The 26,658-nt window shown below is 71.6% G+C and carries 26 protein-coding genes; 1 reads left to right on the top strand and 25 read right to left on the bottom strand.

From position 1 onward, the window contains the following. Window positions 1-526: 526 nt before the first annotated feature. The 18 genes from KBX63_RS26345 to KBX63_RS26260 form a co-directional block, all read right to left on the bottom strand. On the bottom strand, window positions 527-862 hold the full coding sequence (locus KBX63_RS26345) for a hypothetical protein (RefSeq protein WP_210915832.1): 336 nt from the start codon (window positions 860-862) through the stop codon (window positions 527-529). A gap of 666 nt (window positions 863-1,528) precedes the next feature. Next, window positions 1,529-2,107, bottom strand: coding sequence for a hypothetical protein (locus KBX63_RS26340; RefSeq protein ID WP_210915830.1), 579 nt, complete (start codon window positions 2,105-2,107; stop codon window positions 1,529-1,531). A 177-nt stretch (window positions 2,108-2,284) separates the two neighbouring features. Next, entirely contained in the window at window positions 2,285-2,668 is a 384-nt protein-coding gene (locus KBX63_RS26335) for a hypothetical protein (RefSeq protein ID WP_210915828.1), read from the bottom strand. Window positions 2,669-2,715: 47 nt separating this feature from the next. Then, complete coding sequence (locus KBX63_RS26330; RefSeq protein WP_210915825.1) at window positions 2,716-3,714, bottom strand: DUF4192 domain-containing protein; 999 nt, start codon at window positions 3,712-3,714, stop codon at window positions 2,716-2,718. A gap of 221 nt (window positions 3,715-3,935) precedes the next feature. Continuing rightward, complete coding sequence (locus tag KBX63_RS26325; protein ID WP_210915822.1) at window positions 3,936-5,534, bottom strand: VWA domain-containing protein; 1,599 nt, start codon at window positions 5,532-5,534, stop codon at window positions 3,936-3,938. Between the two features lie 12 nt (window positions 5,535-5,546). Next, entirely contained in the window at window positions 5,547-6,680 is a 1,134-nt protein-coding gene (locus KBX63_RS26320) for an AAA family ATPase (RefSeq protein ID WP_210915819.1), read from the bottom strand. A gap of 268 nt (window positions 6,681-6,948) precedes the next feature. Next, entirely contained in the window at window positions 6,949-7,251 is a 303-nt protein-coding gene (locus tag KBX63_RS26315) for a hypothetical protein (RefSeq protein ID WP_210915816.1), read from the bottom strand. Next, entirely contained in the window at window positions 7,235-8,395 is a 1,161-nt protein-coding gene (locus tag KBX63_RS26310; protein WP_210915814.1) for a DUF4314 domain-containing protein, read from the bottom strand. The genes KBX63_RS26315 and KBX63_RS26310 overlap by 17 nt, the downstream gene beginning before the upstream one ends. A 90-nt stretch (window positions 8,396-8,485) precedes the next feature. Further along, window positions 8,486-9,598, bottom strand: a complete 1,113-nt coding sequence (locus tag KBX63_RS26305; protein WP_307871852.1) for a C40 family peptidase — start codon at window positions 9,596-9,598, stop codon at window positions 8,486-8,488. Then, window positions 9,595-10,140: a hypothetical protein gene (locus KBX63_RS26300; RefSeq protein ID WP_210915812.1), complete on the bottom strand. Its 546-nt coding sequence runs from the start codon at window positions 10,138-10,140 to the stop codon at window positions 9,595-9,597. The genes KBX63_RS26305 and KBX63_RS26300 overlap by 4 nt, the downstream gene beginning before the upstream one ends. Before the next feature lie 226 nt (window positions 10,141-10,366). Next, on the bottom strand, window positions 10,367-11,143 hold the full coding sequence (locus KBX63_RS26295; protein WP_210915810.1) for a DUF6283 family protein: 777 nt from the start codon (window positions 11,141-11,143) through the stop codon (window positions 10,367-10,369). Then, window positions 11,140-11,316, bottom strand: a complete 177-nt coding sequence (locus KBX63_RS26290) for a hypothetical protein (protein ID WP_210915807.1) — start codon at window positions 11,314-11,316, stop codon at window positions 11,140-11,142. Before KBX63_RS26290 ends, KBX63_RS26295 begins: the two co-directional genes overlap by 4 nt. After that, window positions 11,313-11,579 carry a hypothetical protein gene (locus KBX63_RS26285; RefSeq protein ID WP_247663120.1) on the bottom strand — a complete coding sequence of 89 codons (267 nt, stop codon included), beginning with the start codon at window positions 11,577-11,579 and terminating at the stop codon, window positions 11,313-11,315. The genes KBX63_RS26290 and KBX63_RS26285 overlap by 4 nt, the downstream gene beginning before the upstream one ends. Beyond that, on the bottom strand, window positions 11,576-12,160 hold the full coding sequence (locus KBX63_RS26280) for a hypothetical protein (RefSeq protein ID WP_210915806.1): 585 nt from the start codon (window positions 12,158-12,160) through the stop codon (window positions 11,576-11,578). The genes KBX63_RS26285 and KBX63_RS26280 overlap by 4 nt, the downstream gene beginning before the upstream one ends. A gap of 85 nt (window positions 12,161-12,245) precedes the next feature. Further along, the gene (locus KBX63_RS26275) at window positions 12,246-12,881 is read right to left on the bottom strand and encodes a GGDEF domain-containing protein (RefSeq protein ID WP_210915805.1); all 636 of its coding nucleotides are present in this window, start codon (window positions 12,879-12,881) and stop codon (window positions 12,246-12,248) included. Window positions 12,882-12,973: 92 nt separating this feature from the next. Then, a complete protein-coding gene (locus KBX63_RS26270) occupies window positions 12,974-13,786 on the bottom strand; it encodes a MarR family transcriptional regulator (protein ID WP_210915804.1) in 813 nt (270 codons plus the stop codon). An 806-nt stretch (window positions 13,787-14,592) separates the two neighbouring features. Then, window positions 14,593-15,423 (bottom strand): hypothetical protein, encoded by an 831-nt coding sequence (locus KBX63_RS26265; RefSeq protein ID WP_210915803.1) that lies wholly within the window; start codon window positions 15,421-15,423, stop codon window positions 14,593-14,595. A 569-nt stretch (window positions 15,424-15,992) separates the two neighbouring features. Continuing rightward, window positions 15,993-16,208, bottom strand: coding sequence for an AlpA family transcriptional regulator (locus KBX63_RS26260; protein ID WP_210915802.1), 216 nt, complete (start codon window positions 16,206-16,208; stop codon window positions 15,993-15,995). Between the two features lie 154 nt (window positions 16,209-16,362). On the opposite strand from KBX63_RS26260, the gene KBX63_RS26255 reads away from it, so the two are divergent. After that, entirely contained in the window at window positions 16,363-16,650 is a 288-nt protein-coding gene (locus tag KBX63_RS26255) for a hypothetical protein (protein WP_210915801.1), read from the top strand. A 107-nt stretch (window positions 16,651-16,757) separates the two neighbouring features. Here KBX63_RS26255 and KBX63_RS26250 read toward each other — a convergent pair whose 3' ends face one another. The 7 genes from KBX63_RS26250 to KBX63_RS26220 all read right to left on the bottom strand — a co-directional run bounded on the left by KBX63_RS26250 (window position 16,758) and on the right by KBX63_RS26220 (window position 26,560). Beyond that, window positions 16,758-17,669, bottom strand: a complete 912-nt coding sequence (locus KBX63_RS26250) for a replication-relaxation family protein (protein ID WP_210915800.1) — start codon at window positions 17,667-17,669, stop codon at window positions 16,758-16,760. A gap of 247 nt (window positions 17,670-17,916) precedes the next feature. After that, window positions 17,917-20,457 carry a type IV secretory system conjugative DNA transfer family protein gene (locus KBX63_RS26245; protein ID WP_210915798.1) on the bottom strand — a complete coding sequence of 847 codons (2,541 nt, stop codon included), beginning with the start codon at window positions 20,455-20,457 and terminating at the stop codon, window positions 17,917-17,919. 11 nt (window positions 20,458-20,468) lie between these two features. Beyond that, entirely contained in the window at window positions 20,469-22,268 is a 1,800-nt protein-coding gene (locus KBX63_RS26240) for a VirB4 family type IV secretion system protein (protein ID WP_210915797.1), read from the bottom strand. Further along, window positions 22,265-23,236, bottom strand: coding sequence for a PrgI family protein (locus KBX63_RS26235; protein WP_374102266.1), 972 nt, complete (start codon window positions 23,234-23,236; stop codon window positions 22,265-22,267). The genes KBX63_RS26240 and KBX63_RS26235 overlap by 4 nt, the downstream gene beginning before the upstream one ends. Beyond that, complete coding sequence (locus tag KBX63_RS26230) at window positions 23,236-24,150, bottom strand: conjugal transfer protein TrbL family protein (RefSeq protein ID WP_210915791.1); 915 nt, start codon at window positions 24,148-24,150, stop codon at window positions 23,236-23,238. Before KBX63_RS26230 ends, KBX63_RS26235 begins: the two co-directional genes overlap by 1 nt. A 7-nt stretch (window positions 24,151-24,157) precedes the next feature. Continuing rightward, entirely contained in the window at window positions 24,158-24,535 is a 378-nt protein-coding gene (locus KBX63_RS26225) for a pilin (protein WP_210915789.1), read from the bottom strand. A gap of 933 nt (window positions 24,536-25,468) precedes the next feature. Continuing rightward, on the bottom strand, window positions 25,469-26,560 hold the full coding sequence (locus KBX63_RS26220) for a hypothetical protein (RefSeq protein WP_210915787.1): 1,092 nt from the start codon (window positions 26,558-26,560) through the stop codon (window positions 25,469-25,471). Window positions 26,561-26,658 lie beyond the last annotated feature (98 nt).

Here is a 26,658-nt window from a genome sequence, read left to right as displayed (position 1 = left end):
GGCCGGCGAGGATCTCGGCGGCCAGGAGGACGTGCTGACCGAGGGAGACGTGGTCAGCTCTGCACGTGATCAATCCGCCAAGTCATCCTCGGCGAGGTAGCCAACACCGTCGCAGGTGGGGCAGGGCCCGAAAACGCTTCCCATTCCCTTACCCATGCCCGTGGTCTTCACCATGCCTGAAAGCCGCGCAAGACCTCGGCATTCCGGACATCGGCGATGAACGCCTTTGGCGCGAGACGAAGGCTGCTGTTCGTCCTGAAGATCTGGCTCCACCGCACGGATCATATGGCCGCAAGCGTGGCCCGTCTCAGTCCTCATCCAGTCCTCAGAGGTCGAGCCCCGGCCGCTGACGCCGAGAGGTGCCGAGAGGGGTTTCCGCAGGCCGGGCGGGGTTGGGCCAGGTAGATCGTGGTGAGCAACTTGATCTCATAAGTCCTCGGTTGGTGTGGGGACCGGCGATTGGTCGCATCGGCAGCGTGGACGGGGGGCTCGATGGCGGCGGATGTCGCAGGTTGCGCGGCTAAGGTCAGGCGGCTCGCCGTGACGATGTCTGCCGCTGCGGTGGTGTTGCCAGGCTTTGTTGGGGTCCGAACCAGCCGGCGAACCGTGCCGCCGCGGCGGCGGCCGGTGCGAGACCCGCTCGGGCGCGGGCGAGCAGCGTGGGTCGGGTCGCGGCCCGGTCGGCATGCTGGGCGTCGCGTGTCGGCGGGCACGGGTATGCCTCGTCGTGGCAGCGCAGGTTCGCGCAGTGGCCGGGCCGTTCGGGGTCGGGGAGGTGTTGGGCGGCGACGTCGGTGGCGAGGAGCCATAGCAGGACGTCGGTGACGTGGTGCGGTACGGCGCGGCGGTGCGGCTGCGACATCAGCTGCTGCCCTTCCGGTGGGGGTGCGACTCGGGTGGCCGCCACCCCTGGCCAGCGGTGTGGGGACCCGCTGTCGGGTTCGCCGGGGTGGCGGCCGCGACGAGTGACGCTCGACTTTCCGGATAGATCAAGTCGCCGTCGTGACGTTGGGCGGATTCCCTCGTCCCGCGCCGCGCGGCCTCCGAGCAAACCCGGCCGCCGCCGGCAGGGCTGACCGCAATGGTGATCAGCGCAACCGGCGGAGGCGTGAACTGGGGAGTAGTCGCCACGGGCTGCGTCGGCCAATCCGGTGACAATCCACGGGGAGCACCCGTCGGAACTCCGGCACCGAGGACGCCGTGCCAGGCCTTCTTCCCCCTACCTTTGCGACAGAGAGGTCCTGGCCAACGCAAGAGCGGGACCGCGGCCGTCGCGCATCGCGGCCCGGGCTCGTGGCAGGGTGGGTTTGGTGAGGGACGGCACGTCCTCTGTGTGCTACCACGAGGGATACGAGATCACTCTCTCCCCGGAGAGAGCAGCGGCGGCGTTCCGGCTAGGACGGTGAGACTGGGACGCCGCGGGGGAAGGAACGGGCGGCATCGCGCACGGCGGAGACGATGTTGGCCGCCTCGTTGCGCGTCAGGACGGGTCGGGTGGCGGCGGCGGTCCGCGAAAGGACGCCGAGGCTCAGCCGTGAGCGGTGCCATCAGCGGGGTCGGCGGTTGCGTAGGACGCCACCGAGAAACTGTCGGCCAGTTCCGGCCTGTTGTATCTGAGTGGCTCGTCGGCGTCGAGGTCACCGCCGAGGGCTTCGTAGCCTTCCTGCCCGTCCCACTCGATGCTTGCGGGCAGGTCGGCCAGCGCGTCTTCGATGGTGTTCTCGGCGCGGGTGAAGGCGTCCTCGCGGGTGGTGGCGGTGACGTCGATGAGCAGGGGAAGAGTGAGGCGGACCTGCCAGCGGCGGGGCAGTAGCGGCAGGTCGAGGACCTCCAGGAGGCTGTTCGCGGCGTCGATGCTGACGTGCTTGGTGTGGACGGCGTCGGCGAGCGCTTCTCGTACCTGGCGGTAGAACCGGTTCGGCGCGTCGGGGTGGGCGTTATCGGACGGGGTGCAGGTCTGGGCCTGCCGCAGGTGGGACAGGATTTGGGCGGTGGTGTGGGTGAGCCAGCCCAGTGGCGCCTGCTGGCCGGGGTGGAAGGCCTCCCAACTGGTGCGGAGGATGGTTTCGAGTGCCGGCTCGGGGGGTGTGATGTCCGTGCTGGTCATCTGCGGTGTTCTCCTCTTCTGGTTTCAGTGAGCGGACATGGAGGCGCCCCACAGCCGGGATGAGGCGCGGGGCGCGGGAGTTGCCGGCGCAGCCGGTAGAGGGTCCGTGAGCGCCGATGAGTACCGGTGGGTGTCTAGGCGGCAGCGGTCACGGCGTGACCGGGTGTGCGCTGGCCGTTAGTCAGCGGGCGGGTTGGGGCTGTCGCTGGGACGGGTGATCAGGCCGGCGCCCAGGGCGGTGAGGGGCTCTTGCCGTAGGCGGGCGGTGGCCTTGTCCCGTTGAGCGAGGGCGCGGGTGAGGGCGTCAGCCACCCGGTCGAGGCGCTCGCGCATCGACAGCACCGTGTCGGCGCCGCCGCCGGCGTGAACGCCGCCGAGCAGGTCCGCGGCGTTGGTCAGCGCGCTGATCTGCGCGTCGGCGGCAGCGATCGTGCCGGCCGCCGAGATCAGCGCGCACACGGTGTCGGGATGCTGCGCGCAGGCTTGGTTCAGTTCGTCGGCGTCGAGGGCGTAGCCCTCACCGTCGGTGAGTCGTCGCAGGATGTCCAGGTAGTCAGACATAGGTGTCCCTCGAAGGCAATGGGGTTGATGGGCGGCGGCGAGTCGTGTCAGGGCGTGGTGGGCAAGCTCTGGTCGGGCCAGCCGTCGAGCACGGACGGGGATAGTCCTTCGCGCAGCATCCGGTCGATGAGCTGAGCGAGGGTGTAGGTGGCATTCGCATGCAGGGCCCGGTCGACGGCGACGGAGGCCAAGGCTCCGGCGCCGCTGCGCCAGGCGGCGAAGGCGAGCAGGCTGGCGGGTGGGGCGGCGAGGTCGGGTTGGGCGCGGCGGGTGATGTCGCTCCACAGCGCGACATGCCACGGCTGGGAGTCGGTGGCCCGCCACGCGGCGTCGCGTATCGCCGTGACGGGCAGCAGCACAGTGAGCCAGGCGAGCTCGTCGTCGGTGAGCACCTGGTCATTCGCGTAGCGGGTGAATGTCTCCCGCACGATCGCCTCGCCCGCGCGGATCAATGTGCCACGGCCACCCTGGGCGGCCAGGGCGCGGCGGCGTGCCCGGGCCTTGAAGGTGGCGCGGGTGACGGCGGCGCGGGCGGGGCCGTCGATCGGGGCGATGCTGGCGATCAGCGCCTGCCGGTCGGGCAGCGTGGTGTGGCCAGCGACGATGGCGTGCAGGGCGAGGTCGCTGCGGTCCGGGTCGAAGGGCATGCCGTCGATGGGGCAGCAGATGGGGTTCTGGCAGAGGTAGGAGAAGTAGCGGCGGTCGGTGACCCGCAGCGCGTCGAACACGTCGAAGCCGGCGGCACGCAGCCGGGATGTGACGGTGTCAACGGCTGGGGTGACCTGGGTGGCGTGGCCGTAGCCGATGACAATCGTGGCGGTCACGTCGGCGTGGTGAAGCATGCGCAGCTGCTGAGGCATCACCTCGTCAGCCCAGTCGACCGCATCTGCGGGGTTGGGGAGGTCGGTGCGGCTGGCGACGGCGACCGTGGGGCCGGTGAGGCCGACGAGGACCAGGCTGTCGGTGGGGTGGAAGCCGAGCAGGTAGGGCACAGCGGTGATCAGGTCAGCCGGGGAGGTGATCGGTAGGCGGTGCTTGTCGCTCACGGTGTCTCCCGAGATGTACGGGGCGGGGGATCCCGGGCACGGCCGTGCGGCCGTGCCCTGGGCGCGCGGGTTGCGCGGGGTAGCCGGGCAAGCGGCTGGAGGCGGTGCAGGAAAGAACCCGATCCCGTGCCGGCCGAGGGGGCACGCGGGGTCATCCGCGGCGTCCGGCGTCGGCAGGGGAGCCCATCAGTGCAGGACAGGTCGGGTGAAGCGAACTGTTGTCAGGCCTGCTCGAGAGCGGTGACGGCGGCGCCGGCAATGTGGCCGATGGCCTGCACCGGGTCGGCCACCAGGAGGGTCGTGGTGTCCGTGAAGGTGTGCCCGTCCAGGCCGGCGGGGCGAAGCCACAGCACGGCACAGCCGACGCGGTGCAGGGTGGTGACGAGTCGTTGCGCTGCCGGGATGTCGTCGAGGTCGCCGTCGGAGACGACCGCGAGCATCCGCAGCCTGCCGGGCTGGCGTAGCTGCAGCAGTTCGTCGGCGAGCTTGACGGCGTCGGTGAACGTGCCGCTGCCGCCGAAGGTGCGGATGTCCTGAACGTGGGTGGGGCGTTGCCGGGGGCCGATGAGCAGGGACACGGTGCTGCCGAAGGCGATGGTGGCCGTGATGGCGTCGCTGCTGCGGGCCGCGTGGGCGAGGATCCACGCGGCCGACGACATCGGCGCCGCGTACGGGTGCATGGAGAAGGACACGTCGACGATGACGCCCAGGTGCAGGGTGGGCTTCGGCGGCGGCAGCGTGGCGCGGCGTTGCCAGGGTGTGGCGGTGGGGATGGTGCCGGCGGCGATCTGCGCCTGGGCGGTGATGGCGTGACGGGTGCGCAACCGGCCGGATGGGATGAGGCTGGGCCGGATGTCGGGTTCGGGGTGGTGGGTGCGGGCGCGGCGCAGCCGGGCGGCGAGGTGGCGAGCGGCGGCGCGTTCGCCGTCGGTGGGGTCGCGTCGGGTCCACGTCGCCGGGGCGGAGAACCGGGCGGTTATCTGCCGGGCCCGGTACTCGGTGGGGGTGAGCCCTGCGGCGTGGGCGAGGTAGTCGGTCAGGGCCTGGGCGAGCCGGCCGGCGAACATACCCGGATCCGGCACGGGGGTATCTGGTTGCTGATCAGGGTTGATGCCGAGGATGCGGCACCACCGCCACGCCAGGTCGATCATCGTGTCGGCGTCGGTGTCGTCGACGGTGTGAGCCCGCCGCCACAGCTCGCGTAGCCGCAGGAGGCATTTGCGGCCGAGGATCGCCGTGACGGCGGCGCGGACGCCGCGGATGTCCTTGGCGGTGATGATGCGGGCGTCGACGCGGGCGAGGAGCAGTCCGGCCAGGTGTCCGGCGTGCCACAGGTCGTCGATGGGCGCGTCGCCGGGGTCGAGGAGGGTGGTGACGGTGTGGCGAAGCCACCGCCGGTCGGCGCGCCGGCGGCTGCGCTGCCGGTACTCAATACGCGACTCTTCGAGGACCTTGGCGACGGCGGCCACCACCGGTGGAGTGCCGGGCGGGGTGCGCCACTGGCTGTGGGCGGCGTGGGCAGCTTCGTGCACAAGCAGCCCGTAGGCGGTGGGCACGAGCTTCTTGTGGCCGGCGCGGCGGGGGTTGGCGACGTCGGGGGCCCCGATGTGGGTGGCGTCGACTTCGATGCGCCGGTCGTCGGGGTAGAAGCAGGCGGGGGCGCCGCCGCCGGCGCCGGGCGCGACCGTCACGGTCAGGTCGGTGCGGCCGGTCAGGACCGGGACGTGCCGGGTCCAGGCGGTGCTCCAGTCCTGCCAGGCAGGATCGGCGACGCCGGGTGTGGTGGTGCCGGGCTGCAGGTGGGTGTGGGGGTGGGGCATTGGGTTCTCCTTTCAGCGTTGCTTGCCGAGGGTCAGCGCGGTGATGTCGGTGCCGAACTGCTGCCGCAGAGCGGCGAGCACCTGCTCCCGGTCGTCTTCGGGAGCGCGGCCGGCGAGGTTGGCCACCGCCGCCGGCAGGCCGAGGGTTTTGCGGACGCGGGCGAAGCCGAGCAGCTCGCGGAGCTGCGGCGCCCACGACACCCGGCCGGCGGCGAGGTCCGTGTTGAGGGTGATGGCCGCTTGCACGGCGGGGGCGGGGACGCCGAGGTGGCGGGCGAGGTCCCAGTCGGTGGTGACCTCGATGTGCACGTCGAAGCGGGAGGCGAGGGCTTCGGTGAGGATCGCGCCGTGCACGCCGGGGTTGTGGCCGGCGATGACGTAGAACCCGTCGCTCGCTTCGACGCGTTCGTTGCGGTAGCCGGGGATGGTGATGACCCGCCGGCCGTCCATGGCCGGGTACAGCACGGCGAGCACCTTCGGGGGAATGAGGGTCGCGTCGTCGACCAGCAGCGCTCGGCCTTCGCGCATCGTGGCAACGAGGGGGCCGTAGACGAACTCGTAGCCGCCGTCCGGCAGGGGGATGAAGTTGCCGAGGAAGTCCTCGACGACGGTGTCGCCGGTGCCGGCGACGGTCAGCAGGTCGGGGAAGGCGGCTTCGACGAGGGCGGTCTTGCCGGTGCCGGGCGGCCCGTAGAGCAGCGCGGGGATGCGCTTCTCACGCAGGCGGCGCAGCACGTCGACGTCGGTGGCGCCGGCGAGCTTGCGAGGGAAGTACAGGTCCCCGTTCGGCCGTGGCACCGGCTGTCGTCTCGACCGGCCGCCGCCGCTGCCGTGCGGGGTGCGGGGCGGCGGGGGTGGGAGGGTGCCGGCGGCGTCGATGCCGGCCTGGGTGATCTGGAATCGGTGCGGGCCGGTGTGGTGGGTGGCGTACCCGGCGGCGGCCATCTTCTTCAGGGCTTCGAACACCGCCCCGGAGGACCGGGCGGCGATCGCTGTAGTGATCTCACCGACCTTGAGCACCTGGTCGGGTTGGCTGGCGAGGTAGGCGGCGACCTGCCGGTAGAGGTAGCCGGGCCGGCGGTCACCGGAGGTCGTCGCGTCCATGACTGAGTCGTCGGGGCTGGCGGGTGGGGCTGCAGGGTTCATGCTGGGGTCTCCTGTCGTAGGGGTGTGGCCCGCGGACCCATCTCCGGGTGCGCGGGCGGTGGTGCGGTGTCCGCGCGGCGGAGACGGGGATTGGCGGGCCGATCCCGTGGCAGGGACGGCCAGCAATCCCCAGGAACTGCTCAAGAGGCGGCCCGAAGGGCTGCCGGTAGGTGGATACCGGCGCACCACCCGGCGGTGGGCGACGACGATGAACGCACCTGGCACCGGATCGATCAAGTCGAGCCGGCGCAGGTGACGCGAGCGGGGGTTATCGGCGGCGGAGGGTGACCTCGGTGGTCGGCCGTCGGGAGATCTGCACGGTCAGGCCGAACACGCTGCCGTCGGACAGTTCCAGCCACACACCGCGGTCGAGGGTGAGGACACCGGCGTCGCGGTAGGTGCGCGCCGAGGTGATGTTCACCGGCTGGCCGTCGCCGTCGGTCAGCTGGGGCAGGTCGGCGTCGTCGCAGAGCTGGTCCAGCTCGTCGCTGGTGAGCAGCTGGATCACCAGGGCTTGCAGGATCTCCTCGTGGGCGTACTCGCCGAACTGGTCCTCAAGGTCGTCGCGCATGCGCGTGCTCCGATCGTGGTTGTGGGTCGTCATGGCTGGTCGCGGGGTCATGCGCCGTTGGCGCAGCCTGCCGCTGCTCGCCCGAGTCGGGGATGTCGCCGGCGAGGCGGTCACAGTCGTAGGGGTGCACGGGGATCCACGTCCACGCCCAGCCCATGACGATGTACTCGCCGTCGGCGTTCGGAGCGATGCGCTGCACCGCCTCCGGGTCGGAGTGCACCCGGCTTTCGTCGACGTCAATGACGTCACCGTCGAAGCACATCCGGGCCCTCGACTCGTCCACGAGATCGTCCAGGTCGCTGCCGGTGACGCCCTGGTCGGCGAGGTGCTGCCGGTACCGGTCGCGGGCGGCGTGCTGGTCGGCGACGATCGCCTCGGCCACCTGCCGGGTGCAGGTGAACACCGCCCACCCGTTCCACGTGGCGACCAGCGTCCCGATGAACCCGACCGGGATCCGCATCTCACCGTCGTCGTTCGGTGTCCACGACCAGTCCCCGGCGAACACTCCAGGGCCGCCGATCCGCACCTGCTTCGGGTGCAGGTGGCTCAGGTCGCGGTCATCGCCCGTGGGGCTGAGAAGGATCCGGCACTGTCGGGCGACCTCGTCGGTGACCCCCTGGTCGAAGCCGTCACACCAGGCCCACCGCGTCTCGTCGCGCCGGCCCCCGGTCAGCTCGATCCAGGTGGGCGCGCCGTCCGGGGCGGCCTCGGCGTACCGGTCACGGTCGTGTGCCTGCGCGTACCGGTCCGCGGCCGGAAGCCCGTCGAGGACTTCGGGATCGCCGTCGTCGAGGGCGCCGAGAATGCGCCGCGCGGTCGCGGCCACGTTGCCGTGGGCGCGGCCGCCGATGACATCCTGCGCCCACCACTGCGCCGCCTCGTTCCCGGCGGTGGCGCCCGCGGCGCGCAGGGCGTCGAGGGCCTGTTGCCAGGCGGTGTCCGGCGGTGCGACGTGGCCGGTGCGGCGGATGCGGTCGCCGGCGTCGAGGACCATCGCCAGCCGGGACCCGCTGTCCCAGTCGACGGTGACGATCCGCTGGTCCGGGTCGTACCCGCGCACGGTGCCCTCGTCGCCGGGACGCAGCAGCGTGTGCGGGTCGTTGGTGTGTTCGAGCGCGATCCGCTCGTCTGGCTGGTAGGTCACGTGAAACCTCCATCAACTGTGCGGGAATCTCCGGCCGATCTGAGCCGGAGGTGACAAGGGGTTGTCCGGCCTGAGGACCCGGGTCGGGGTTCAGGCGACGATCCGGCGTACGGCGACGGTCTGGCTGCTCCACGCCGCCAGTCGGCTGATCTTGACGACGTCCCCGGTGTGCGGTGCCTGGATCAGGAGGTCTTGGCCGAGGTACATGCCGACGTGGCCGGGCCGGCTGGCGCTCCCGCGGCTGCCGGGGATGAACACGAGGTCCCCTGGTCGTAGGCCGGTGACGTCGGTGATCGGGGTTCCGGCGTGGACCTGCTCGCCGGTGGTGCGCGGCATGGGGATGCCGGCGGCGCGGTAGGCCTGCTGCATCAGCGAGGAGCAGTCGCACTGCCGGGCGGGGACGCCGGAGTGGGGTGCGGTGCAGTCCCCGCCGAAGGTGTACGGGGAGCCGAGCTGCGCCAGAGCCCAGCCAATCGCGGTGACCACCGGCAGCGGCGTGCCCGCCGGCAGCCGGAACCCGGGTGGTAGTGGCACTTGTTCGCCGCCGAACTGGCCGTCGCCGCCGTCGACCAGGCACAGCGGGTTGCTCATCGCCTGCTCCAGATCGCCCGCGACCGGCCCGGCGGCGGTTCCGCCAGCCAGGACGCGGACCAGGGCGATGGCGTCGTCCTCCCATTTGGCGTAGGCGCCGGGAAAGGCGGAGCGCTGCACCGCTTGGGCGGCGTCGGTGAGCGGCACAGCCTGCCAGCCGTCGACGCCGAGCAGCCCGCTGTAGAACTTCCCCGCGGCGTTGCGGGGGTCCTGCAGCTGTGCGGGGCTGCCCCAGCCTTGGGAGGGGCGTTGCTGGAACAACCCGACGGAGTCGCGGTCACCGCCGGGCAGGTTCCGCAGCGTGGATTCCTGCATGGCGGTGGCCAGGGCGATCACCCAACCCCGGGGCGGGACACCACGTTCGGCGCCGACGGCGACGACCGTCGCCGCATTGGCCATTTGCTCCCCGTCCCAGCCGACACCGGGGAATCCGCCGGCTGGCGGCGTCAGGTGCATGGTGGGCAGCAGCGGCGCCCCATCGGCGCCGACCGCGCTGTAGCAGGCGGCGGAGGCGGCGCCGCCGCCGGTGAACAGCGCCCCGATTCCAGCGACACAGAGCACGAGCAGGGCGACCACGGCGGCGCCGATGGCGGCGAGGGCGCGGGCGCTCACCGGGGTGCCCCGGTCGGTGAGGGCAGGGGGCAGCGCGGGCTGCCGCCCCGCTTGTGCCTGCCGGCGGCTCCCGCTCCGATGTCGCTGCGGGGATGGGGGGTGGCGCAGGTCTCGAGCCGGTATGCGGAAACGGGCTCGCCGTCGTCGGTGTGCACGGTGACGGTCGCGGTCTCGGGGTCGATGAGGTAGATCCACGCCGCGTCGAGGTGCGCGGCCTGGCACAGCGGGAACACGCTGACCGGCTCCGGCGCGTCGATGACGCCTCCGGTGGTGGTGGCGAGGGTCATGCCGACCCCGGCGACCGGGAGCTGCCCGGCGAACGCGGAGGTCGTGTCGGCGGCGATGGCGTCGTCGAGGTATTCCCAGTCGTGCGCGAGGACGGCCGCGGTGAGGGCTCGGGTGTCGTGGTGGGCGTGGCCGGCCCAGATCCGGGCGAGGGTGGGCACGACGGCGGCGGGGTGGCCGTCGAAGAGCACGAACCGGGCGTGCATGAAGTGCGAGTTGGCGGGGTTGCTGGTGCCGACGTAGCAGCGGGTGCTCACGTGTTACTCCTTCGACGGGATCGGTCAGGGCGCGTGCCAGTGGCAAGGTGTGACGGGACGTGGGCCGGACGGGAACCGGCCGGCGGCGGCGGTGGCAGGGATGCGTCGGGCATGCCGAAGGGCCACGCAACCGACAGGTCGCGTGGCCCTTCACCCAGTAATGCCCGGTGTTGTGGTGGTTGTGTGCTGTGGCCGGGTGTGCGGCAGCTCCGCGGCCCGGCGGCGGTCAGGTGCGCGGCTCAGGCCACACGGTGACGCGGTCAACGCCGGTGGCCTCGGCCAGCTCGGTGAGATAGTCGGACCATCCGGTGAGCCAGCGGGCGGGCAGGCTCGGATCGAACTGCCGAGCGGTCACGTCGACCACCCGCCCGTCGGCGGGGTCGCCGCCGAGGTCGGTGACGCAGACCGTGCGGTGCACGAAGGCGATGACCCCGGCGGGGTGGCCCAGCCAACCGGCCACGTCAACGACCCGCGCCCGATAGCCGAGATCCCGCAGCCGGGAGGCGGTGGCGGGAGCCCAGGCGAGGCAATCGCCGTCGACGGGCACCACCGGCACGGGCAGCGTCTGCACCGCGGTGTCCAGTCCCCGTGCGGCGACCTTCGGAGCCAGACGGTTGATCGCCCGCCTGGCCTTCGCGTCCGGATCGTCGATGCGGGCCATGCCGTGGTCGGCGGCCTCCTTCCCGGACCCGAACAGCGGCACCGCAGATGTGTAGTCGCGGATGTTGGCGATCTCGTCGGCGCTCATCCCCTGCAAGGCGGCCATACGCAGGGCGAGGAGTTCGTCGCCGTCGTGGCAGCCGGCCCAGCCGGCGCAGACCCGCCCGTCAGCCTGATGACAGAGGAACAGCCCGGGTGGCTGCAGGGCGGTCGGCGCGTCGTAGTCGGGCAGCTTGGCGTACTCGGAGGCGTCCCACACCCCGGAGGGCACGTCACGGCGGTAGGGGCAGGTGCCGCAGGGTGACTTCGCTGGCCCACGGGTGTCGGCGTGCCGGCCGCTCATCGCATCCTCCCCGTCGCGGACGCGTCATCGACCGCCTTGGTGGAGACTTTCCGCGGGTTGGCGGGAGTGCTGCCGGCACACCGACGTGCGGCCACAAACCTGGCGCCGCCGTTGCCCGGCAATGTGGGCGTCTGGTCGTCGATCCCGGCGACGGCCATGTCGAAGGTCGTCATGGCTGCTCCTGTTCGGCGGCGGGCGGCCACGGGGCCGGTTTGGCGTGCCAGCCGAAGATCGGGTCGGTGGTTTCCGCGGAGCCGCAGCGGGTGCAGCGGATGTAGGTGTCCTCGCCGTAGCCGGCCATCGAGGGAAGTTCGTCCTGGACGATCTCGTCGACCGCCCCGCACACCCGGCAGTGCAGCGACGTTCCGTCGGGACCGCAGGCAGTGAAGATGGGATCGTCGTCGTTGGCGTCGCGCGCGGACTGTGCGCCGGTCATGAGACGACCTCGCGGGCGCTGTCGCCGCTGAATCGGGCGGTGGCGGCGAGTAGGGCGGCCAGCCCAGGCAAGGTGGCGGGCGTGTCGTCGGGGTCCGGGATGTCGTCGACGAGCAGCAGCGGGTGGTCCTCACCGCGCAAGTGGGTGAGTTGGTAGGCGCGGCCGTCGGTGTCGACGGCGTCGACGCGGCGGACCTGGCGGGGTTTCTGGTCGACGGTGAGGATGTCGTCGTAGAGGGCGGCCCAGGCCAGCAGCCGCGCGTCGGGTTCGGTGTGGCGGATCAGGCCGATGATGGTGTCGAGGGTGGCCTGGTAGGGCCGCGGCGGTTCGGGGTGGTCGAGGCCGGCCGCGAGGCGGTGCAGCAGCGCGGGCAGCCCGGCGGGGTCGGTGAGCAGGTCGTCGGGGTGCAGCGGGAACTCCACGCCGCGCATCGCGCGCAGCGGCGCCGTTCCGGCGGTGTCGAGGCACCGGTCGTGGATGAGCAGCAGCGTCGCGGGGCTACCCCAGCCGAGCGTTTCGGCGTCGGCGTTGGCGGCCAGGAGGCAGCAGGCCAGGGTGTGGACGGCAGGGAAGGACAGCACAGTCATCTCCCTCGAAGAGGCGGAAACGGAAGGGACCCCGCAGCTGGCGGCTGTGGGGTCCCTTGAAGGGCATGAGGCTCGGGGTTCAGCGGTGGTGCCGGTCCCGGCTGCGCCGCGCCGGCGGTGTGGTGAGTGGGTGATGCCCGTAGACGCCGGTGGCGGAGCGTTTGGCGTGGTACATGGCCTCGTCGGCTTCAGCGAGAAGCTGCCGGGGTGGCGTGTTCAGGTGGGTGTGGGCGTAGCCGACGGAGGCGCTGATGCTGATCTCGCCGCTGTCCAGGCCGATGGGGGCGGCGCCGATGGCGCGCCAGGCGGCGCGGGCGCAAGCGGCGGTGTCGTCGTGGTCGCCGCGGACGAGGAGCGCGAACTCGTCGCCGGACAGGCGGGCGGCGACCTCGACAGGGGCGTCCAGGCCGGCGATCAGCCGCCCGACCTGTGCCAGGAGAACGTTGCCGGTGTCGTGGCCGAAGGTGTCGTTGACGGTCTTGAACCGGTCGAGGTCGAGCAGCACCAGCCCGCACGGCGCGTTCTCGGTGAGGGCGGCGCGCAGGCGGGTGAGCAGGAGCCGCCGGTTGGGCAGGCCGGTGATCTCGTCGTGGGTGGCGTCGTAGCGGGCGGCGTGGAGGGCTTGCTGCTGGCGCCACAGCACGGCGCCGGCGAGGGCGAGGCCGGCGATGATCCCGCCGACGGTGGTCACGATCGCGTGCAGGATGGGAGACACTCGTATCGCTCCTTGAGTAGAAGGAGCACCGGGGGCGGGCGTGAAGCGGCCAAACTTTGACGCCCGCCCTCGGGCTACCTGACGGGTGCGGGCTATCGGCCGGCGCTGGCGGGGGCGAGCTGGAAGGTGGCCGGGCGCTCGACGGTCTGCATGGCGGTGCCGGCGGCGACGAGCTTCGTCGCGGCGTTGACGACCGCGCCAGGGCTGGCCTTGGCCGCGCCGGTGCCTTCATTGGCGGTGTCGATGAGCTTGCACAGCTCACCGGTTTTGTACTGCCGGTCCGGATGGGCCTCGAGGATGTCCAGGATCGCCCCGCGCAGGGACCCGCCGACCCGTCGGGTCTTCGCCGGGCGGGCCTCGGCGCTGGCCGCGTCGGCGGTGTCGGAGCAGGCCGGTTCCCGGCCCGGCGTCGAGCCGACCGGCGTCTCACCGGCGCCATCGGTTTCAGCGGGAGTGGGCGTGGTGGTCTCAACGGTCGCTGCCTCGGGGTCGGTTCCTACCGCCGCCGGCTCGGTGTGCTCGTCGATCGACGTTCCCGGATCGTCCAGTTCGACGGCCGGTAGGTCGTCACCATCTTGGCTGCGCTCGTCGGGGGTTAGCTCGACGGTGACGTCGGGGGGGACCGGGTCGGCAGGAGTTCGCCCGCCGGATTCGCGGGACGTGGCGGTGGCGGTGGCGGCGCGGCCAGCGGCAGTCAGCCGCCACAACGTGCGCCCGTCGTCGGTGCGGAACCGCTCCGCCTGCCCGGACTCCTCCCAAGCGCGCAGCTTCGGGGTGGTCGTGGAATAGCCGAGGCCGGCCAGGTCGGCTACCGCCGCAGCGGTGGCCACCCCGAGTTCGGCGAGCGCGGCCAGCACTTTGATCGTGCTGTGCGCAGGCAGCGTCTCCTGCGACGTGTCGGTCATACGTACGTCCTTCCTGGCGAGAGCGGCCCAGTGGTTGAGGGCCATGCACATCCACGCTTCGACGGCGGCTTTGATCAAGTGCACGGACCGGATCTCGGGACGTGCCGGCGGCGCTCGCATGTCTGCTGGCCACCGACGGCAAGCGAGGCATTTCGGCGACGGCGCGCTGGTGGACGAGGTCCGCCTCGGCGCGAGCGCCAGTCCTGGCACCTCTGGTCTTGGCTGGGCATGGCAAAGCCCCGCGGCCCGACGGCGGCGGGGCGGGTTGCGGGGTGGATGGATGCTCAGCCGATGTGGGCGGATTGCAGGCGGCGTAGCGCCCTGCGCTCCAAATCGCGTACGGCGGCGACGCTGCGGCCCATCATCTGCGCGGTGTCATCGCGGCGGTAGCCGTGCGCGGGACCGTTGGATCCACCGGCGGCGGCTTGAGCGCCGGTGAGGCGGTGGGCAGGCCAGGGCGTGTTCTGCCAGGGGCAGTACGTCCTCGAGCCGGAACCACAGTCGGGTGCACATCGCTGTGCCTCCTGTCGATCAAGGAGTGGGAAGAGGAATAGAGCGGCCTGTCGCAGGCCGAGCTGTGTTGGCGCCCCAAGCCCGGGGCGCCGGGCGGTGCGGCAGCCGGCCATATGGACGGCACGCGGCGCAGCGGGGCGACCTCGATATGACAGGTCGTGCGGTGGTCCTTCCTCGTGGTTGGACTGCAGTTATCTGCGGGCGCGCCAAGAGGGCAGGCCAGCCGGACAGCGCCCCAGGCATCCCCAGCTGGGACGAGGTGCGCTGGCCCGGCCGGGTCCGCGAGAGGCCTGTTACAGGGCGACGGCGATCAGCCGCTGCTGCGGTGCGAGGGTGTCGAGGTGGCGCAGGGCCTGCTCGAGATAGGTGACGCGGTCGGCAAGGGCGTCGCTGACGGGGGCGAGCTTGCCTCCGTCGGCGGTCAGCAGCGCGTCGCCGACCACGGCGGTGGCTGCCCTGTAGTGCTGGTACGCGAGGGGGCCGGCCTGGTACATCTCCAGCTCCCCGATGCCGGGTTGCCCCGGGCTGGGGTTGGTGGCGGCGTGCAGGCGCATCGCGTTGACGCGGGGTTGGGCGTGGAAGTCCGCGGTGGCGGCGTCGTAGGGGTACCGGTCGGGGTCGGCGAGGTGCCGCGCCTCGAAGGCGGGCCATCCCGTGGCGGGTCGGGTGCCGTGCACGGCGTGCTGCCAGATCTGGTGGCGGATGCCGGCGCCGACGGCGCCGGCGTGGCGCATGCCGGGCAGGTCGAGCAGTCGGACGGGTCCGCCAGCGCAGGGCGCGGGTTGGCCCTTGCGCAGGCCGATCATGTGGTGGCGCTGCCACAGACGCAGCCCGGGTACGGCCCAGAAGTGGGCGGTGAGGGTGCCGGGGACGCCGAAATGCTTGTCGAGCTGGTGGGCGGTGAGCGCCTCACCGGGTAGGTCGTCGGGCAGGCACACGATCATCGTGTGGATGGTCGGGGCTGGCGTGACGCTCGGCCGCGGGACGGGGCGCCTCGTCGCGGGGGCGGGGTCCGGCTTGGCTGGGTGGGTGGTGGCCGCCCGGACGGGGGCCGGCCTGGCGGGGAGGGTGGACACGCGGCTGCCGTGGCGGGTCAGCGGGGTGCCGTTGACGGTTGGGGTCATAAAGTGTCCTCCTTCTTGCGGGGCGCCGGGGGCGCGCAGAGGCGACCGGCCCACCGGGTGCGTGGGTCGGGTCGAGGATCCTGGGGTCAGGTGGTGCGGGCTGGTTGGTGCGACCTGGAGGGTCGCCGCGCGGTGCGCGTGCCGACCAGCCGAGGCGGGTGGGCGCGGCGCACCGGGTAGGTGCGGCGAGGGATCCCTGAGGTGGGACCGAACCGGGTGGAGCGATATGTGGGGTGAGGGTGTTGCCGAAGAAGGTAGCGGCGGGTTCTCACAGCGCTCCCCGGCCGCACCGCAGCCCGAGAACGGCCTTGACCTGCACTGTGAGAGATCAACACCCATGACACGCGGGTCGCGGGCGCGAACGTTGTGAGAGCCGACCGCACTCACAGGCGATCTTGTTGTCTGACAGACGCGCCTTGTAGTGACTTCACCGGGCCGCCGGCTGGAGCTGACGCCCGGCGAGTCAAGCAGCTCGCCCAGGCCATGCTGCCCGGAGACGGGACGGGACCACGACGATGGCCAAGACCAGAAGCCTTCGAGTGGTTGCCCTGCCGATGTGGGCGGGCGGGCTACTCGGCGTCGTCGCCGTCGGTGACGCGAGGTGGGCGATGCTCGGCGATCCACGCCTCAACGTCGGCGCGTAGCCAAACCGTGGTGCCATGCAGGCGTTGGAACGGCTCGGGGAAGGTCGGGTAGCGCACGAGCTGGCGCATACGGGTTCGGCTCACGCCGAGCAGCTCTTGCAGCTCGTGCGGGCCGACCAGTAGCCCCGGGACCTCACCCACACCGCGACCGTAGGCCGATCCGGCAGTGCCGAATTGGGCCTACCTACTTGCGCAGCCCTTTCGAGTGGCCCAGAGTGATCCCATGGCGGCCGTGCGGTGGAGGACCCGAACCCGGCGGACGGTCGCCACCTCAACTCGACAGGAGGGGCAACAGGTGGAGCAGGCGACCGAGCTGGAGTGGCTGCGCGAGCGGGTGAAGGGCTTGGAGACGGCGTTGAGGTGCTCGCGGCGGGAGCTGTTCGACATGCGCTGCCGATTGGCGCTGATCGCCCGGGTGGCCGAGGACCTCGACCGGGTCCAACGGGCTCCCGGGGTAGCGATGGGTGCGATCAACGCGGCCTTGTACTCCGAAACCCCGAACCTGCGGCGGATCGGTCGACACGTGGCGCGGCGGCGGCCGGGACACGTGGCCGAGCCGGGCGGTGCGGCCCTTCCGGGCTGAGTCACTCCAGACCGAAGGGTTGTCCGCGCTGGGAGTCGGAGTTTGAACCGGCGTGGGCACGTGCCGTGAACGCCGCGGCTATCTGACGGATTTGCGCGACACCCATGTCAGTGGTCGTCCTCGCCGTGAAAGCGGTGGGGGTTGGTGGCGATGTTGCGGGGCCCATGGTCGCTGGGCAGTTCGTGCAGCCAGCGGCGGGGTCCGGGGTCGGCGGTGAGGGTCCACGCCGGCCCGGCCGGGTGCTCGCCGTGCAGACCAGTGGCGATGGGCATGACGGTGGGTACGCCGGCGAGGGCGTCGATCAGATTGGCCTCGCGGCGGCGGTTCGGCACGCGCAGCAGGACCGGGTAGCGGGGCCCGAACTCGGCGAGGCGTTCGTACGCGCGCAGCTTGCGCACGAGGGTGGCGAGGGGTTCGGTGCCGTTGTCGTGCTCGAGGAAGAACCCGACGGTTCGGCCGCCGACCTGCCAGATGCCGTGGGCGTCGGGTCGGATCTCGGCGAGGGCGTAGGCGGTGGTGGCGTGCTGCTCGGACCACCAGCGGACCAGGCGGGCGCCTGCGTCGGTGCGGGTGTAGGCGAGCAGGTCGACGAAGAGTTGATTGGTGCCGAGCAGGTGTCGCAGCCTCGGGCTGCCGATGATGCGTTCGGTGCGTTCGATGCTGCTGCGCGGCGGTCGGGCGTCGGCTCGCTGGGGGTCGGTGTAGGTGGTGGGGTGTACGAGCATGCCGAGCGGGCCGAGGGTGTAGAGGTGCTGGTTGTCGCCGGTGGTGACGTCTACGAAGCGGTGCACGGCGTCGATGGTGTGCAGGGTGGCCAGCCGCAGCCGGGCTGAGCGAGCCGACGGGAACAGGGCTTGGGTGATCTGGTCGGTGGACAGCACGTAGTGCTCGGCGAGCCAGGCCAGAAGCTGCCGGTCGCGCAGGGTCAGTCGACGCAGGTAGGCCAGGCGCTGCCGCTTGCTGGCGGGGGAACGGGAGGAGGCCGGACGAGATGCGGGAGTGGAGGATTCGCTGGACATGAGGGGATCTCCTCAGGAAGTAGAAGGAGTGGATCCCTCCCACGGGGAGGGAGTCTGGAACTGTCGACGCCGATGACGTTGGGCACTCACGGGCGGTGTGCTGCGCTGACAGACCCAGCCGGGCACCTGTCAGCGACGTGAGCTGGTGGGAGGTGGTGAAGGAGCGGTGAAGGCTCAGCGGAAGGCGTCACGGAAGGCCGAGATTCGCCCCGGCACCGCCATCGCCTGGTAGGCCGGCGGGGCGGGGTCAGGCTTTACGGGCCCTGCGGCTGCCGCGTTTGGTGGTGGCGTGGTCGCCAGCGCTGCCCGCGTCGGTGCGGGTGCCGGTCCGCTCGCCGCGGGAGAGACGGTCGACGAGGGCGTCGATGGCGCTGGCGTCCTGCGGCGTGATGGCTGCTGCGGCGACCTGCCGGATGACGGCCGCCTCGCCGACGATCGGCTTGGGCGGGCGCGTCTTCATGGTGAACGCCGGTGTCTGCCGTCCGGCGGCGACGAGGCGGGCGGCGGCGGTGTAGGCGTCGAGGTGGGTCAGGTCGTGCTCGTCGAGTTCCGGCAGCGTGTGCCGGGCGAGGACCCGGGCGTCTTCCGGCGCGCAGGAGAAGTAGATCTTGTTGCGGGCGTTCGCCGACGCCGCCGCGAGGAGGTCCTTGGGGAACTGGGCCAGGTCCTGGTGGGACAGGACCAGGGACAGCCGGTACTTGCGGGCCTCGGCGAGCATCGTGTCGAGTGAGTTGGCGAGGGTGAGGAAGTTTTGGGCCTCGTCGATGATCAGGGTGGCGTCGCGGCGCTTGTCGGGGTCGATGCGGGCGCGGGCGGTGGCGGCCTGCCACACCTGCGCCAGGACCAGGGAGCCGAGGAGCTTGCTGGTGTCCTCGCCCAGCTGCCCCTTCGGGATGCGCACGAGCAGCGCGCCGCCGTCGAGGACCTTGCCCATGTCGAAGCTGGAGTGCGGGTAGCGCATGGTGCGCTTGACGAAGTCGCGGAGCAGGAACGCGCGCAGTCGGGCGAGGACGGGGCCGATGACCTGGGAGCGCAGGGCGGGGTTGAGCTCGTCGTACCACTGCCAAAACCCGGACAGGCCGGCTGGGTCGTCGAGGTTGACCGTCATCGCCGACCGGAACTGCGCGCTGTTGAGCAGGGGTGGGATGTGTTGGAGGGTGACGTTGGCGTGGCGCAGCAGGGTCAGGCAGGCCACCCGCATCACGTCGTCCATCCGCGGCCCCCAGGCCTTGGCGAAAATGTTCCCGAAGATTGACACGAGGTTGTCCACGACCAGGTCTGGGTCATCGCCGGACAGCGGGTTCAACGTGGGTGGGTTGGGCTGGTCGGGGTCGAACAGCACGACCCGCTCCGCGACGCTCGCGGGGAGCCGGTCGAGGATGTCCAGGACCATGTCGCCGTGCGGGTCGATGACGACGGTGCCGCGGCCGGCTTTGATGTCGTCGACGGCCATGTTCACCAGTAGCGTGGTCTTCCCCGAGCCGGTGGATCCGATCACGTGCAGGTGATAGCGCGCATCCGGCACGGACACGGCGACGCCGTGGCCGCCGATCTCGGCGGTGCCGAGGACCTTCGTGCCGCGTCCGCCGCTGGGGACGGCAACGGGGGTGGGCATGGACTTCGCGCGAGCCCGGTCGAGGCCGGGGACGGCGAGGTCGCGGGGGAGCGCCGCAAGCGCCGCCAGCTCGGGCGTGGACGTCAGGAACCCTAAGCCGAGGCGCCGGCCGGCGAGGACGTCCAGGGGCGTGGACATGCGGGTGCGGTGGGTGAGGCGGTTGCGACCGGAGTAGACCGCGAACGACGAGGCGATCGTGTCGGCCACCCCGCGCAGTCGTTCCAGCGGGCTGGAGCCGCTGCGCTGGCTGTCCTTGGCCATGGCGTAGCGGATCGCGGTCTGCCACAGCGGGTGCGAGGTCTTGTCGAGGATCGCCCGCACGTCCCGCTCCACGCCCGGGTCCCGCCGGCCGGCTGGCTGGGCGGGACGGCTCGCCCCGCCGGTGCGCGCCGGCAGGAACAGCTCGATGAGCCACAGCAGCGGGGCGGCGGGGTTGATCGCCGGTACGGCGGTCTTGCCGTCGCGCAGCCGTGCGGCGGCGCGTCGGGCGCGCAGGGCGCGTCGGGGTGTGGCGGGGCGGGCGAGGACCTGCACGCAGGCGTACTCGTCGGCCCGCAGCCCGGACCCGGCGGACATCAGCGCCCGTAGCGGGTCGTTGTCGTGGTCGGTGTTCAGGGGGAGCCATTCGGCGGCGGTGGGCAGTAGGTGCCCGCCGACAGCCGCCGGTACGTCGAGGGGTATGGGCGGGGTGGCGGTGTCGTCGGTGGTGGTGGCGGCGCCGGGCCACGCGGCGCGGACCGCGGCCTCGAGGGCGCCGGGCGGCACGGTGCCGGGCACCCAGACCGAGATGAGCAGTTGCCGGCCGGTCCAGGTGTACTGCCACGCCACGTGCGGGCTGCCGTAGAGCAGCCTTCGCCGCCGTGACGGGGTCAGCGTTCCGGCGAGGTTCGCCCACAGGGCGGCGGCGCCGTGCGGGTCGACTTCAGGTGGCGGGGCGATCGTGACCAGCCGCGCGCCGTCGGCGTGCCGATGGTGCCGCCACACCTGCAGGAGGTTGCGCGCCGCGACGTAGGCGACCAGGGCGGCGGCCGCCACGGCGAGCAGCCACGGCCGCTGTGTGGCCCAATGCGCGCCGTCGACGACCCATCGACCCGGGCCCGCCGGGGGCGCCACGAACCCGGCGCCCGGCCCCGAAGGGCTGGGCGCCGGTGCCGGTGAGGCGAGCCTCGTCATCTCTAGTGCTCTCACAGGTCGTCTTCCTCCTCGTCGTCGAGGGCGGCCAGCTCCGCTGGTCGCGTCGTGCACAGCAGGTGCTCAGCGTCAGAGGAGATGGCCTCAAAGCTGCTGCGGTTAGTGCCAGAGATGAGTAGCCCCTGCCCGGTGCGGGCGGCGAGCAGCAGCCGCCGTTCCCCGGCGGTGAGGCCGAACGCGTCGCCGATGGCGTCGATGGCTTGGGGGGCCTGCTTGAGCAGCACCTGGGTGGCGGCATTGGCGACGACGGCCTGGCCGAGGTCGGTGCCCAGGATGTCGGCGACGTCCTGGGTGATGACGGTCAGCCCGGCGTGGCGCTTGCGGGCGGCCTTGGACATGCGGAACAGGAACCGGGCCCCTTCGCCGTCGCGCATGAGCAGCCACGCCTCGTCAACCACGACGAGCCGGCGGGTGGCCGGGCGGGCCCGGCCGGGGGCGTCAACGTCGCGCCAGATGGAGCCGAGGGCGAGCAGCGTGCCTACGGTGCGCAGCTCGTCGGGCAGCTGCCGCAGCGACCACACGACGAGGTGCCCCTGCGGGTGGGTGGTGGTCGGCCCGTCGAACAGGTCGGAGAATGACCCTTCAACCCAGGGGGCGAGACGGGAGGCGAGCTGCCGCGCCGCGGGATCCGCGTCGGCTTGCAGGGTGGCGGCGAGGTCGCGCAGCAACGGGGCCGGGCGGTGGTGGGTGGCCGGGTCGGCGGTGATGCCGGCCTGCCGGTAGACGGCCAGGATCGCCCGGTCCAGCGCGGCGCGTTCGGCCGGCGGCGGCTGCTGCCCGAGCAGCACCGCGGTGAGGGTGTGCAGGAACAGACCGCGGCGGGTGAGCACGTCCGGGCGGGTATCACCGGCCGGGAGGTCGAGGGGGTTGACTTTCACCCCCGCATGGCCGAGGCGCACGATGGTCCCGCCGACGGCGTCGGCGAGGCGCAGGTACTCGTCCTCGGGGTCGATGACGGCGATCTGAACCCGTTGGTACAGGTTCCGCAGGATCTCGAGTTTGACGAAGTAGCTCTTGCCGGCGCCGGAGCGAGCGAGGACGACCGAGTTGTGGTTCTCCTGCGCCCACCGGTCCCACCACACGATGCCCCCGGAGTCCGGGTTGACCCCGTAGAGAACTCCGCCGTCGGTCGGCGGATCGCCGGGCAGCGGCGCGGGCAGGTCGGCGCTGGCCAGGGGAAACGCGGCGGCCAGCGCGGAGGTGTCCATGGTGCGCCGCATCTGCAGCGAGTCCGTGGCAAGGGGCAGGGTGGTGGTCCACCCGGCCAGGTGCCGCCACGTGGCGGGTTGCACCTCGATCAGGGTCGACGCGGCGGCGGCCTTGACTTGCGCGCACGCCTCGAGGAGCTCGTCCTCGCTGCGGGCGTGCACGGTCAGGTACAGGCCGACGCGGAAGAGCTTCGCCGCCCCGCGGGCGAGACGCTCGGCGAGGTCAGCCGCGTCGTCCGCTGCCGCTTCGACGGCAGGGTCGGGCAGCTTGCCCCGCCTGCTGTCAGCCCGGCGGGATGATTCGAACCGGGCCCGCTGGGTGCGCAACCGTGATGCCGCGACCGGCGCCGGTAGTGGGTCGATGTGCAGGGCCAGGTCGAGCCGGCCCGGCCAGGACAGCAGCGGCTCCAGCCAGGCGGGGCCGACCTCGGCCGGGTAGCCGGTGACCACGAGGGTGGCGGTGTAGCCGTCGCCGACCCGCAGCATCCGCGGGGTGACCTCCACCGAGGCGGGTGCGACCGCGGCCGCCACCCCGCTGGATGAAGCGGCTGGGCCGGTCGTGGTGGACTGTCTGGGAATCCTCATGTCCGTCGCTTCTTTCTGCGCGGTCCCCGCTCAACCAGGCGGGGTGAGCTGATGACGGTGTCGGGTGCGGCCAAGCCACCAGGACGCGGCGGCCGGTACGGGTCGGTCGCCGCGGCGATCGCGGCGGTCACCGCGGCCCCGTCGAGGGCGCGGGTGGCGACGCCGAGGCCGGACAGGGCCCGGACGGTGTCGTCAGCGCGACGGCGGGCGGCATGCTCACCCCGCTCCCCGGCGCCGGTGCGGGTGACGATGAGGACCTGCCGCCGCAGCGGATCCCGCCGCCGCGCCAGTTCGTCGAGGAATCGGGCGTGATCGGCCGCCGCGTCCGCGAGGGCCGGGTGCGGGAGGTCCTCCGCCGCCTGCGCCAGCTTCCGCGCGTGAGAGCGCAGGTCGACCGGCTGCGCGGACACGACGATCTGCGTCGGCGTGGACAGCGAGTTGAGCCACCGGCCGAACGTGTCGACCAGCGCGGCCTGCTCGTCCGGGGTTCGCAGGGCGAGGTTGACGTTGGTGGCGGCGACCATCGCCGCCCGGGCGCTGCCGAGGCGGATCTCCCCGCTGTCGGCGATCGCGTCGGCGGGCAGCTTCAACGGCGCCGGCAGCACCATCATTCTCTTCGGGGCTTGCACCCAGTCCGGTGTCTTCGACGTCGTGTCGGTGGTCGACAGGGCCAGCGGCGCCCGCGAGTGCCGCACGGCGGCGAGTAGCCACACGTCCAGGGACAGCCCGTCGCGGCGGCCCACGGCGATGCCGAACACCAGCCCACCCATGACGACACCCGCGCCGAGCAGCGCCGGCGCAGGCAGCAGGTCGTGCAGGGCCCGCCAGGCACCGGAGAAGGCGAGGGCGGCGATGGCGAGGATGGCCAGCTGACGGAACGTCAGCCCGTAGAGCACCTTGTCGGGGGCGTCGACGTCGGCGGGCATCCGCGCCCGCCCCGGCTCGGCGTCCCGGTCGCGCCCGCTCATCAGGTCACCGCCCGGATCCGGCCCAGGCCGGGTATCGACCGGGTGACCTGCTGCACCACGATCACCCGCACCGCCGCGCCGAGCATGTTCGCGCCCCCGCCCCCGCCGCTGGTGAAAGCGAAGCGGCGCATCAGGGCCGGCACCCGCAGCGTGGTCCACAGCATGACCATCACCACGAACAGGTTGATCACCCCGCCCGGATCCACCGGCAGCCCCAACACCGGCAGCAGGTGCTCCGGGTCGGTGAGCATCCACTGCCCGGCATAGAGGGTGAACCCCTGCACCACCGGCACCGCGAGGATGCCAACGTACGACTTCCACCACAGCCGGGCGATCGGATCGGTCTGCGGCAGCGCGTGGCAAGCAAGGGCCAGGGGAGCAAACGCAGTCAGCACCAGCACGACGGCGAACCTGACGATCACACTGAACGCGGTGCTGGCGAGCAGGACCGCGATGATGGCCACGCAGACGACGAACAGCAGCACCGCGGTCTTGTCCTGCCCGGCGGCGATGTGAGCCTTGATCGCTCGCAGCGCTCCATCGCTGTCACCCTCGTCGGCGGTCAGGGCGGCGGTGAGCGCGTTGGCGAGGTTGATGAGCATGCCGCACCACAGTTGCGAGAAGTGAGCGGCAACGAACCCGACGATCAACCGGGGTATGAGGTCTTTGACGGTGTAGCGGGAGCCCTCGCTGCCGCCAGCGATCATGGTGAGCACGCCAGCGGCGACGAACGCCAGCACGAACACGGTGTCCACGACGAGGACCGAACGGCCGGTCAACGCCTGCACCTGCGGCAGCGCGGTGACATCCGGGGTGACCAGCAGCGCGCTGCTGATCACCCCGATTAGCGCGTCCAGACAGGCCAGGATCGCCGCCGCCAGCCAGTCCAGGATCTGATCGAGCAGCCAACCCATAACGGCATCAGCCCCCGACGATGCCCCGGACGACCTGCAGCAGCACCGGCGCGAGAACCGCCAGGCCGTAACCGACCAGGGCGTTCTTCAGCGCACCCTTTGCCCTGTCGACCTGGGCCGGGTCACCCCCGGCGGTAGCCCAGTAGACGCCGGCCAGGACGAGGAACAGGGTGGCAACGGCGGCGAGGATGCCCACCAGCCACGTCTGCAGGTTTGCGATCACGACCGGCAGCGAATTCACCGCCGGCTCGCCCGTGTCGGCGAACGCCGCCGCCGGAACGGATAGGAACAGGGCGACCTGGGCCACGACGCCGACAGTCCGGCCGGCGAGGCGGATGGTGCGATGGTCGGTGAGGGCACGCAGGCGTGCCGGGATGCGGGACATGAGTGGGTCACCTCCGGCCCCGTCGCCGTCACCAGGGATGGGGCGGCAGGGGCGCTAGCGGGCGGTCAAGGGGACCGCCGCCCGGCGCGGAGAACGGGACGCGCGCGAGCCGCGCTGGCCTCGGGAGGAGCTGGTCCTCCCTCGCGGGTTGCGGTGTTCGATGAGGTGTCAGCGCACCAAGCACTGCGCGGCACCCGAGGCGTCCAGCTCGCGGCGGCCCGACGATGTCCGGGCCCGGCGGCGGGCGGAACCTCCCGGGTGCCCGGCACGTGCCGGCCCGGGAAGAGTTCCGCACCCTCAAACCCGCGTTTGTGTGCTCTGACGAACGCGGTCCCTGCTCACAGCGGCTCACAGCGCCATCCAGGCGTCTCCCACCGCGGGTCACAGCGGGTTTCCCCGACCCGTGACGTGGAATCGACATTCCGGGGCAAATGATTGCTCGCGGGCGGTGGCTTTGGCTTACAGGAAAGGGCTGCGCTGTGAGCCGCTGTGAGCCGCTGTGAGCGCCGAGAGTTCCCGGCTGACCCGGTGCCTGCCGTGAGTTGAGAGGGCACGAGTTGCAAGCGGCGACAGCTCCGGCGCCGGCCTCAATGAGGCCTCGAACAGTGGTGGAACCGGTCGTGGCGGTCGGGGTGCCGGCGTACAGGTCAACGTGCCCAACCTGGTACAACCGAACATGCCCGAAGTTAGACAGCGATGCATGGTGCTGTGACCCGCGTACGGGTGTTAGGACCTACGCCGGCGAGGCGGCATCCCGCTGGATACGCGAATGATCACGGTCGGCGACTCGGCTCTAGAGTTACAGGATGGTGTGCTGGTGGCACGCGGATCGCGGCTAGATGTGTGCACTTGGTCTTGGGTAGACCGCCGACCAGCGATAAATGCCCATCCCGCCGCAGGAGAGGTGCGCTCGGACCGGGAAATTTTGCTGGCTTAGCCGCTGAACTGTTCCCAGTCGAGGCGAGAGCGTAGGGGTCGCAGGGCTGAGCGTTGCCGGCTGCCGACGCTCAGCCAGATACCACTCTCGCCGTAGTCGGCGGCCATGGCGACCAGTCCGGGAGCCACCCATTGGCGCGTCGGGTCGCCAGGTACACGCATCGGCTGCAGCGGAACGGGAACCAGATCCTCGACGAACCGGTCCAGCGCCTCCGTGGCGACCGTGGCGAAGCCAGTGAACGGTGAGGTGCTCACCGCTTCGTTGAGGGCGAACTGGAGCAGGAAGCCGCTGAGGCGTTCCCGCTCGCGCAGCCGCTCGGGGCCGCCGTCGTACCAAACGACCGGATCGTCGTCGGTGGGGTCGATCAACGCCACCCAGACGCCCTGATTCTCGGCCGCGAAGGCCACCAGCGGCTCGTCTTCCAGGTACTCGATCCTGTCGAGCGGCTCGATGAAGTCCTGCCGGCCGAGGATTTCCTCGCGGCCGGCGGCGATGTCGTGGAAGGCCAGCAACGGGGCCGGAAGTTTCATGGCCGCGTGGGGTGTGGCCGGTAGCACCGGCAGATCGGCGTACCAAGCGGTCACAAAGGAACGCAGTGCCCGGGTTAGGTCCTGCGGCACATCGTCTAGCCAGTCGATACCGGGTGCCGGCAGCTCCGGTATCGGCGTCGGTCGCACCTTGTCCAGCAGGCCGGGGGGAAGCCGCTCGCCCCAGGTCAGTTCAGCGAATGTAAGTGACCCCTGTTCCCCGGTGTACGGGTTCATCCCGCCGTAGATGCTGCGGGCTTGGTAGAGCTCACCGAGAGCCAGGCAGCCATCGGCCATCTTGACAAAGCCCAGAAGCGGCTGATTGGACTCGTTCTTCGAGCGTATCCACTGAGTCGCCTCGCTGGGCAAAGGCTCCCGCAGCACCAGTGTGTTCGCGTTGTCGACAGCGTTGCCGTGGGGCCGGTCTCCGGCGTCGACGATCACGACCAGAGCATCGGTCCCGTACGCGAAGGTGATCCCATCACCATGCACGACCTCGACTTTCGGGCCGGCAGCATCCACCGCCGCCCGCCTCGGGACAACCGACCACCCCTCAATCATCGGGCGAGTATAGGAGCCCGCATCGAACCCGACAGTCGATCATGACTAGGCGAGTGTCGCCCCGCGGCGAGGTCAGCTCGACACGAATAGCCGGCTCG

It is taken from the genome of Micromonospora sp. U21 (assembly GCF_018070045.1).
GTDB lineage: Bacteria > Actinomycetota > Actinomycetes > Mycobacteriales > Micromonosporaceae > Micromonospora.
This window is presented reverse-complemented; position numbering and strand designations above follow the sequence as displayed.